The organism is Anoxybacillus kestanbolensis, assembly GCF_001996285.1.
GTDB classification, from domain to species: Bacteria; Bacillota; Bacilli; order Bacillales; family Anoxybacillaceae; genus Anoxybacillus; species Anoxybacillus kestanbolensis_A.
In genome coordinates this window covers 71,936-81,512 of record NZ_MQAD01000024.1, presented here as the reverse complement: position 1 = coordinate 81,512, position 9,577 = coordinate 71,936, and the positions used below count along the sequence as shown (strand labels likewise).

The following is a 9,577-nucleotide window of genomic DNA, read 5'->3' as shown; positions in this document are numbered from 1 at the left end:
CTCTCCATGTAAAGTTGCCCTAAGGCAATGAGAGAAACTATATAGCTTTAAACAATCATTTTTGTACATAGTTAAATTAGCATTTCCAAACAAGGGCATACGTGGGCGATGCGCATGACCACGTTTCTGTTAGCCGCCAAGCAAGCCGTCGAAGCCCATCACGGTGCACTTTCCGAAGAAGAAGCGAGACGGTGGGAACGAGTGTATGATCGCATCCTAGAAAGAGCACAACACCGATTGGAAGCGAAGACGCCTCTTCCGAAAAAAGCACTCGCTTTTGTTCGACGCCTTCAAAAACGAAAGGAAGAAGCACTGCGTTTCTTACGTGAAGTACATGTTCCCTTTGATAACAACCAAGCCGAACGCGATCTTCGCATGGTCAAAGTCAAAGAGAACATCTCGGGTACGTTTCGCGAAGAAACATTCGCCCAGTCTTTTTGTATCACAAGAAGCATCGTTTCCACACTGACGAAACACGAAAAAAACGTGTGGGATTCGTTATGTCTTCTGTTGACAGGCGAAACGCTCGATCGTGTTCTTTCTACCACTTAGGGCATTTTCTATTACGGGGATGCCCTATTTGTGTTGCGCTTCTTTACATACTACTATCGGGATGAATAGTTACTATAATTTAGTATACCTTCATTAGTCTTGTAATACAAGGTAAAATATGAAGAGAAATCCAGATAGGAAGAATTCCACACGACTATCCGAATTATGATTCTTGGACAACTATTTAATAATCGAATTTTCCACACGATAATCCGATTACCCCATTTAACATTAGAATCAAGATTGGAGCTTCAATTCGATGAAGCTGATATCTGTTATGTATCCCTTATTCATCTCATCTTTATCCAACTATAACGAAAAACGAATATAAACAAAATACAGCAAGAGTCCGGTGGAATGCCGAACTCTTGCTGTATAAGGTTCACTCTTTTATACGTATCTATTTGACAGGTATTATTATTTAGTCAACCTGTAATTCTTTAAACGAGTCAATCAAAGGGGCGGATGAAGGAATGATTATGGAGTTAATCTTAAATCTGCCCAATGTGGGTGTGCCTCAAGTCTACGCTCCATATCGCGGAACGCTTTGAGTGAACGGCTTAGCTTGCTGTAAGCGTCGCCTCCTTCACCCCAACCTTGGTAGCCAATCATCCCATTATAGCCTATCTTTTTAAGCTGTCCAAGCAACGCAAAATTATCTAACTCTCCGACATCCAAAGGCTCGATTGTCGCCACTCCCCCAAAACCGTGAGGATCTCGGCGGCTGCCAGAAATGTTTACTTGTTTTAAGTAAGGGGATACCGCTCTAAGCGTACCTAATAGGTTTGTTCCATCGACTGCGTACCAATGGTAGCCGCAAAATACAATGCCGAGATTAGGATGATTGAGACGCTTGCAAAGTCTTACTGCATCTTCATGGCGTTCAACCCAGAATGATAAGTGTGTGTAAAGTAAGATATTAACGTTTCTTCGTTCCGCAATCTTCAGTGCTTTTTCCAGCCACTTCACAGCGATGTCGTCCCCTTTAGGGTCTGAAGGGCGTATATGATGTCCGACAGATTGAATCGCCAGTTCGACCGTAGAGCATCCTTCCATGATCTCCAGCATTTTTAAAATACCTGTATTTCTTGGGTGGTCCTCACCTAATGAAAGGTCTAACACAACGTACACGCCAGCGACATCCAGCCCATATTTCTCCTTAACGTTTTTGAGCTTCTCTACATCTCCCCACCGTTCACCGTGCCAGACGGATAAATGGGTCGCATCATACCCGATCTCTTTTAGCATTTCACACCGAGCTTCAAAGCTATAAATGCCCATGGAGTTATAAAAAGCAAAATCCATTGCATAAAATTTGTAAGTCATGTTTCTAAATTCTCCCTTCGGATGAATGCTTCATTACAGTGATTTCAATGCTTCCGCAATCTCTATATCCCCCGACATTAAATCGAATGCTTTTTTATACGTATTTGGTTCATCAAGAGATTGAACGATTGTTCTTGCTACATCTTCACGTGGAATGCTCCCGACATTTAAGTTTTCTGCTACAGTAACCAACCCTGTGCCTTTTTCATTAAGAAGATATCCAGGACGAATAATCGTATAATTTAAACCACTATTCATTAACATACGGTCAGCATAATGTTTAGCGACATAATAAGGTTTGAGGTTTTCTGGCCAGTTCTCACGGTTGTGGGCCTGGAATGAGCTCACCATGACAAATCGTTTAATTCCGACTTTTTCTGCAGCTTCCATCGCTTTTACGGCACCGTCTAAATCGACAAGCAATGTCTTATCCGCTCCTGTGTGTCCACCTGAACCGGCAGAGAATACGATCGCGTCAAAGCCTTTGGCTGCTTCGGCAATTTCATCGACAGTACCTTCAAGATCAGCGAGCACCGCTTCAATTCCTTTTTTCTGAAAAGCCTCCAATTGCTCTTGTTTTCGAACCATTGCACGAACGGTGTGTCGCTCATGCGCATGAAACATGCTCACCACTTGTTGACCTACTTTTCCGTTGGCGCCAATGACCAAAACTTTCATACGCATCCTCCCTTTCTTATATTTACGTCTTTAAAAGTCATCAACCAAATGGATTGTCCCCATCATGATAAAGCCGGAAAGTGTGGAAGCACAAATTCACCTAATTCTTCGATCACTTCTTCTACTGGACGTTGGCCATATTTCAAATTGATGATGACATGGTTCACACCTGCATCCTGTAAAGCTGCAAGAAATTCGATAACGAAATTTCGCCCCGTACGGAATCCAAGATGAATCGGGATTGGTGCATGATTTGGGTCTTCCGTTAAATCAATATAAAGCGATTGGGTAAACGGCTTAAATTCGTCTGTTAACGAACGCCAATTATCAATTAACATCTTTTGAAATTTGAGTCCGCGTGGATAGTAAATCCAACCATCACTATTCTCAGCAATCCATTCAGGAGACTGTCCGCTGTGACCTGTCACCATTAATGGGATGTCTGACAATTTCGGTTTTGGTAAAAGATCTCCATTGGCTAGATGAACTCGTGTAGAGTCAATGGTCGGAAAATGCTCTTTCCATGCTTTTCTTATGACAGCCACTGCTTCTCGGAATAATTCGCTCCGATCTTCTGGATTCACAGCGAACGCTGGAAACTCGATTGGACGGTCACCTGTTGCGACACCGAGAATAAGTCTTTCACCAGATAATCTGTCTACAGAAGCCGCCGCTTTTGCGACATGAAGAGGATGGCGCAATGTTAAAATAATACTTCCCGTTCCCAAGGCAATCTTTTCTGTGTTGGCAGCAACATACCCTAAATACGTAAACGGGTCATATATTTGCCCGACATCTCCGAAATCAGGATCGCGCAACGGTACATCTCTCACAAATAATGAAGCGAAATTGAGTTCTTCTGCTCGCTTGGCTAACTTCATTTGCTTTTCTATATTCATCTCAGGGACATCGCCCATATACGATTCAATCGGAAAGAACAATCCTAAAGTTAGTTTGTTTTCTTGATACATACGTGAATATCCTTTGTGATTTTTAAATTTTTCCATTTCACATCTACCTTCCAATTATTTTTTAATTTTTTTAATTTCATTGTATCTGTAAAAAAGTTCCATAAAAACATAAAATATCTTAAAGATGATTCAGTATGATGTTTTGTAGTTACTCTTTGTATGATAGCCGATAAAATTCCCCACGATTTATTCCTTATCACAGCACTTATTGTTCCTGACAAGATAGCGTGCATACAGGGTGTCATTCTATAGTCAAATAGTGTATTGTTTTAAGATGCCGCAGTGGCAGTTGAAGCATCCATTTTTATCACTTCGTCAATAATCGCACTGCCAAGACAAACATCATTGTCATAAAATACCGCTACTTGTCCTGGAGTAACAGATTTAACTGGTTTTTCGAATTCCACAAAAGCCGTTCCATTCGGACGAATATGAACGGTTACTTTCTGATCTTCTTGACGGTATCTGAATTTAGCTGTACATGCAAATGTACGTGGACGAACATCCCCGTTAATAAAGCTGATGTTCGATGCAATAAGACCGGTAGAAAACAGAGCAGGATGATTTTTGCCTTGAGTGACGAGTAAAACGTTGTTTTCTAAATCTTTATCGACGACATACCAAGGTTCCCCTGTTCCTTTTCCACCGATTCCAAGTCCTTTTCGTTGACCAATCGTATAGTACATCAACCCATCATGAGTACCTAGCACTTCTCCATCTAGAGAACGAATTTCTCCGGGCTGTGCCGGTAAATAATTCTTTAAAAAGCTTTTGAAATTTCTTTCTCCAATAAAACAGATTCCTGTACTATCTTTTTTACTGGCGTTAACAAGGTTCAATTCTTGAGCGATTTTTCGTACTTCATCTTTCGTTAATTCTCCAATAGGAAACAGGACTTTTGACAAATGCTCTGCTGTTAATTGGCTAAGAAAATACGTTTGATCTTTATTGGGATCCTTTCCACGCAATAAGGCGATTTGGCCATTTTCTCTACTGATTCTTGCGTAATGGCCTGTCGCGATATAATCAGCATCTAGTGAAAGAGCGTAGTCAACAAACGCTTTAAACTTAATTTCTGTATTGCATAAAACATCTGGATTTGGTGTTCGCCCTCGTTTCAACTCATCTATAAAGTACGCAAACACATGATCCCAATATTCTTTTTCGAAGTTCACACTGTAATAAGGGATCCCGAGTTGATTGGCAACTCTCTTAACATCTTCGTAATCTTCCGTTGCTGTACATACACCATCGTCATTGGTGTCATCCCAATTTTTCATAAATACACCGATTACGTCATACCCCTCATGTTTTAAAAGGTAGGCCGCCACAGAGGAATCAACACCACCCGACATTCCAACGACAACCCGTTTTTTCTTCAACCTTATTCACCTTCTTAAACTGAAATATTTTTTGTTACAGTTATGTTCAAAAAAAATTGATGGAGCATAACTAACATAAAAACATTAGTCGTACTTTTGTTTCAGGCATGAAAACCTAACTACTATTGATTTCATCAATGATATCTTTGATCGTTACACCTTTTAAATAATTTAAAAAGTGTTCTTCCGCATTGTGAAAAACGCGAATGAGTATATTTGATAGGTTTCTGCCTATTGGACAATTCTCATTGGAATCAGGGCATTTCGGTACAAGCGTTTCCTCACTAGTGATTTTAAATATTTTGTCTAACGTAATATGTTCCGGTGAATCGTTTAAAGAGAATCCGCCTTTTGCCCCTTCTTTAGAAGTAATAATATTTTCTTTCCTTAATATGCTCAAAATTTTCCTTAATCTTGCTGGGTGGACAGAAACACTTTGGGCAATGTCTTCACTGGTCACTCGTTGGCTTTGTTTTTGGGCTAGGTAAGTGACGCAGTGAACGGCAATCGAAAAATCGCTATTCATAATGAACCTTCCTCCTAACTGTAATAATAATGATTACAGTTGATATTGTCAATTGCAAATTTTCTAAAGTCCTTCAGTTTCGAGTGTTGTCATTATATATCTTCAATTTTCATCTTCACACTTCCCCCAAGAGCTTGGTATTGTCAAAAGTTTTAAAGGCATACCCTAAGTTTTTATTGATCTTCTGCAGTTCGCGACAAAAAAAGCTTGCCACCCCTACCGTTTTTGGTACGATTGAGGTAACCCCACACCCAACTACCTAAACAAAGGAGTGACAAGCTTGTTACCTCAATTATTAATCAAAATGCTTCAAATAATCAAGATCCAATATCAAATCATTATTTACTAATCAAGATCCAATATCAAATCATTATTTATTTACTAGGTGTACTTTTTGGAAAGTCCCTCACAAACTGGGATGACGAAGAGCCTGTGAATCAATCGTATCAGAAACTCCAAGTCGATGAACTGCCTGTCATCGAAACGCTTCCGCGTTTGGATTATCGTCAACTTCTGGTCGAATACGAACAACAACACGGGAAACCATTGAAACCGATTAAAAGGCACGCAAACACAAAAACCACGGTTCCAGATACATTGACGTGTCCACAATGCCAAGCTCCTTCTGCGTACGTGTACGCCAACAACGGAGGCAAAGGTCAGTATCAATGCAAAGTATGCCATTGCCGTTTCAACCATCGCAGCCGTTTTGCCAAAGAAGTGATTTTTCGGTGCCCACATTGTTTAAAGACACTCGAGAAAATCAAAGAGCGCAACGATTATTACATCCATAAATACAAAAATGATGATTGTTCGTTTTACCAAGCAAACTTGCGGCGGATGACACCTCAAGAAAAAGAACAGTTTCAACACGCACCGTATGCCTTTAAAGTTCGCTATCTTTATCGCGAGTTTCTCTTTGATTTCAAGCCGTTGGCGCCATCGTCGCCGATCAAGACCAAAGTGGATGTATCTCGTCTTTCGGTGTCCTCTCACACGCTCGGGCTGATCTTGACGTATCACGTCAACTATGGACTCTCTGCGCGGAAAACAGCGAGTATCATGAAAGACGTCCATGGGTTGTCAATTTCTCACCAAACGGTCATCAACTATGCCAATAGTGTTGCGCTGATCGTCAAGCCTTTTGTCGATCGTTTTCCGTATGAGTTATCTGGATCCTTCTGCGGCGACGAGACGTATATTCGCGTCAAAGGGCACTGGCATTACTTGTTCTTTATGTTTGATGCCGTGAAAAAGATCGTGCTGTCTTATCGGGTCTCCCCCAATCGGGATACATTCTCTGCCATCCGTGCGATCGATGATGTCCTCAAAAAGCTACCGTCGATTCCTGAAGACTTGTCTTTCTTCGTGGATGGCAATCCAATTTACTTGTTAGCTCAGCACTTTTTCGCCCAACACGGAATTTCTTTCGATGTCCGCCAAGTCATCGGACTGACAAATGAGGATCCCGTGTCCGAGGAATATCGACCACTCAAACAGATCATTGAACGATTCAATCGAACGTTTAAAGGCAACTACCGACCCACTCATGGATTTGGTGCAGAAGAAGGCTCCGTTTCCTTTGTCACGCTCTTTGTGGCGTATTTTAACTTCTTACGCCCACATAGTGCCCTAGAAAAACGAGCACCTGTCGTCATCCCAGCGTTGGAGAGCCTCCCACACATGCGAAGTTGATCGCCATGGCGCAAGAGATGTTGGCACAACAAGTAGCGTCCTAAGGACGGATTCGGCGAAGCGAACCCTTGACCATCCGAACCTCGCCAAAGGTAAAATCAGGATAGGGCAAGGGCTGCTTTCCTATGCCCTTCTTTCCCGCCCTTGCCCTTACTGACCGTTTCTCTCCTTTGGCGAGTGTTGGTCAAGGGCGAATCCGATGCCATCATCCTCTTTGAATACCTTAAAAAGGAATTCAAAAAGGACTTTTCATAGATGTTTTGACACTACCTTTTATTACAGCTTATTATTTGCATTTTGCAACTAAAAATCAAAAGTATTTTTTTCTCGTTTATAACATCCCAATCCATACGTACATAAAGAAAAAAACAAAAATCGCTGTGTACACTGTACCTAACACCGTTTCGTTATGAATATCACGGCCTTGGTGCAATTTTTTCAACAGCAATGCCAAATTAAAAAACCATAAACCTGCGATAATCGGTAAAACCACAAAGCAAAGGTAAATCATTCACTCATCCCCCTTTTCCCCCATTATAACAAATGCATGCACGATCGCTACAAAAAAAGACAGAAGTCCACCGACTTCCGCCTTTTATGTTTATGCAATTTGAAGTGGCATATTTTCTTTTAGGCCAAGCGTTTGAGCAGCGAGCGTTTGGACATCGCGTAAAAGCGCTTCGTTTTTCATTAGCGATACACCATATGATGGGATCATCTCTTTAATTTTCGCTTCCCATTGTTTCATTTCGTTCGGGAAGCATTTTTCAATCACTTCAAGCATGACGTGAACAGCTGTTGAAGCACCTGGTGATGCACCGAGTAAAGCAGCAACCGAGCCGTCATGGGCGGCAACAACTTCCGTACCGAATTGAAGCGTGCCTTTGCCGCCTGCTTCGGTATCTTTAATGACTTGTACACGCTGACCAGCAATAATGACATCCCAATCTTCACTTTTCGCATGCGGGATAAATTCGCGCAATTCTTCCATCCGTTGTTCTTTCGATAACATGACTTGTTCAATTAAATATTTTGTCAACGCCATGTTTTTCGCTCCTGCCGCGAGCATCGTCAACACATTATGTGGCTTAACAGACGTAATTAAATCGAACATCGATCCGTTCTTTAAAAACTTCGGCGAAAAGCCAGCGAACGGCCCGAACAATAACATTTTTTTACCGTCAATAAAACGTGTATCGAGATGTGGAACAGACATTGGAGGTGCCCCAACTTTCGCTTTGCCGTACACTTTCGCATGATGTTGCGCGATAATGTCTGGATTGTTGCACACCATAAATAGTCCGCTTACTGGGAAGCCACCGATTCCTTTTCCTTCAGGGATACCTGACTTTTGTAACAAATGTAGGCTTCCGCCACCAGCCCCGATAAAGACGAACTTCGCGTGATGAACTCCAACTTCACCAGTCGCTAAATTGCGCACTTTTACTTCCCATAAGTTGTCACTTGTTCGTTTCATATCCTCTACATGATGCTTATAATACAAATTCACATGTTTATGCTCTAAATGTTCAAATAACATGCGCGTTAAAGCGCCAAAGTTGACGTCCGTTCCCGCTTCAATCCGCGTCGCTGCAATCGGTTCTGTCACGATGCGGTCTTCCATCATTAGCGGAATCCACTCTTTTAATTTTTGCGGATCGTCAGAAAACTCCATCCCTTTAAACAAAGGATTATCCACCATCTGTTCAAACCGCTTCTTCAAAAACGCAACATTTTCTTCCCCTTGCACGAAACTCATATGCGGAATTGGCATAACAAAGTCCTTCGGGTTGCGAATGTGCTTATTTTGAACGAGATAAGACCAAAATTGGAGCGACTCTTGAAACTGTTCGTTAATTTTGATCGCTTTGCTTACATCAATTGATCCGTCCGCCTTCTCTACTGTGTAGTTTAGTTCACAAAGTGCAGCATGACCGGTTCCGGCATTGTTCCATTCATTCGAGCTTTCATCTGCCGGTTGATCAAGTCTTTCAAACACCGTAATTTCCCACTCTGGCGCTAACTCTTTCAACAATGTCCCTAATGTCGCACTCATAATCCCCGCACCAATTAAAATCACATCTGTTTTCATCATTGAACCCCCTAAATGTTCATCCATTCGACCAAAAAAATTCCTCCATATTTATTATAACACATTTAAATTATAGTATGTCACTATTATTCTGCATGATTACAAACGTGTTTATATAATTAAATGATTACAAATACACTTACATATGTTCGACAAAAAGAAAAAATATTCTTTTTTTAATGATTTTACAAAATGATTTGATATTTTGCTAGCTTTATTTTTGGAAAGGTGCATCGTTCTAAATATTTTTCTGAAAATACAAACGAAATCTAACTTCTTCATGTTATAATAAACACATAATGTATCCGACATTTCTCGACATATATTACAAGAAGGTTTTTGACTGTTCATGATA

7 protein-coding genes and 2 pseudogenes are annotated in these 9,577 nt (G+C 41.1%); 2 read left to right on the top strand and 7 right to left on the bottom strand.

Annotation, left to right across the window (positions count from 1 at the left end; all coding sequences use genetic code 11):
* Positions 1–87: 87 nt before the first annotated feature.
* Positions 88–552: pseudogene (locus tag BO219_RS11910) on the top strand (IS66 family transposase); the annotation flags it as partial.
* 477 nt (positions 553–1,029) lie between these two features.
* Here BO219_RS11910 and BO219_RS11905 read toward each other — a convergent pair.
* The 5 genes from BO219_RS11905 to BO219_RS11885 all read right to left on the bottom strand — a co-directional run bounded on the left by BO219_RS11905 (position 1,030) and on the right by BO219_RS11885 (position 5,435).
* Complete coding sequence (locus tag BO219_RS11905; RefSeq protein ID WP_077429684.1) at positions 1,030–1,878, bottom strand: sugar phosphate isomerase/epimerase family protein; 849 nt, start codon at positions 1,876–1,878, stop codon at positions 1,030–1,032.
* 33 nt (positions 1,879–1,911) lie between these two features.
* Positions 1,912–2,556 (bottom strand): SDR family oxidoreductase, encoded by a 645-nt coding sequence (locus tag BO219_RS11900; protein WP_077429683.1) that lies wholly within the window; start codon positions 2,554–2,556, stop codon positions 1,912–1,914.
* A gap of 62 nt (positions 2,557–2,618) precedes the next feature.
* Positions 2,619–3,563 (bottom strand): LLM class oxidoreductase, encoded by a 945-nt coding sequence (locus tag BO219_RS11895; RefSeq protein WP_077429682.1) that lies wholly within the window; start codon positions 3,561–3,563, stop codon positions 2,619–2,621.
* 233 nt (positions 3,564–3,796) lie between these two features.
* The gene (mnmA, locus tag BO219_RS11890) at positions 3,797–4,909 is read right to left on the bottom strand and encodes a tRNA 2-thiouridine(34) synthase MnmA (protein ID WP_077429681.1); all 1,113 of its coding nucleotides are present in this window, start codon (positions 4,907–4,909) and stop codon (positions 3,797–3,799) included.
* Between the two features lie 115 nt (positions 4,910–5,024).
* On the bottom strand, positions 5,025–5,435 hold the full coding sequence (locus tag BO219_RS11885) for an RrF2 family transcriptional regulator (protein ID WP_033024993.1): 411 nt from the start codon (positions 5,433–5,435) through the stop codon (positions 5,025–5,027).
* Positions 5,436–5,739: 304 nt separating this feature from the next.
* Here BO219_RS11885 and BO219_RS11880 point away from each other — a divergent pair.
* Positions 5,740–7,174: pseudogene (locus BO219_RS11880) on the top strand (IS6 family transposase).
* Positions 7,175–7,461: 287 nt separating this feature from the next.
* On the opposite strand, the gene BO219_RS11875 reads toward BO219_RS11880, so the two are convergent.
* Both BO219_RS11875 and BO219_RS11870 read right to left on the bottom strand, forming a co-directional pair.
* Positions 7,462–7,641: a hypothetical protein gene (locus BO219_RS11875; protein ID WP_043966531.1), complete on the bottom strand. Its 180-nt coding sequence runs from the start codon at positions 7,639–7,641 to the stop codon at positions 7,462–7,464.
* Between the two features lie 90 nt (positions 7,642–7,731).
* On the bottom strand, positions 7,732–9,222 hold the full coding sequence (locus BO219_RS11870; RefSeq protein WP_077429680.1) for a malate:quinone oxidoreductase: 1,491 nt from the start codon (positions 9,220–9,222) through the stop codon (positions 7,732–7,734).
* Between the last annotated feature and the right edge of the window lie 355 nt (positions 9,223–9,577).

Excerpts from the sequence above, each read along its gene's own strand:
- BO219_RS11905 (WP_077429684.1), bottom strand. The coding sequence starts at position 1,878 with ATGACTTACAAATTTTATGCAATGGATTTTGCTTTTTATAACTCCATG.
- BO219_RS11900 (WP_077429683.1), bottom strand. The coding sequence starts at position 2,556 with ATGAAAGTTTTGGTCATTGGCGCCAACGGAAAAGTAGGTCAACAAGTG.
- BO219_RS11895 (WP_077429682.1), bottom strand. The coding sequence starts at position 3,563 with ATGGAAAAATTTAAAAATCACAAAGGATATTCACGTATGTATCAAGAA.
- BO219_RS11885 (WP_033024993.1), bottom strand. The coding sequence starts at position 5,435 with ATGAATAGCGATTTTTCGATTGCCGTTCACTGCGTCACTTACCTAGCC.
- BO219_RS11875 (WP_043966531.1), bottom strand. The coding sequence starts at position 7,641 with ATGATTTACCTTTGCTTTGTGGTTTTACCGATTATCGCAGGTTTATGG.
- BO219_RS11870 (WP_077429680.1), bottom strand. The coding sequence starts at position 9,222 with ATGAAAACAGATGTGATTTTAATTGGTGCGGGGATTATGAGTGCGACA.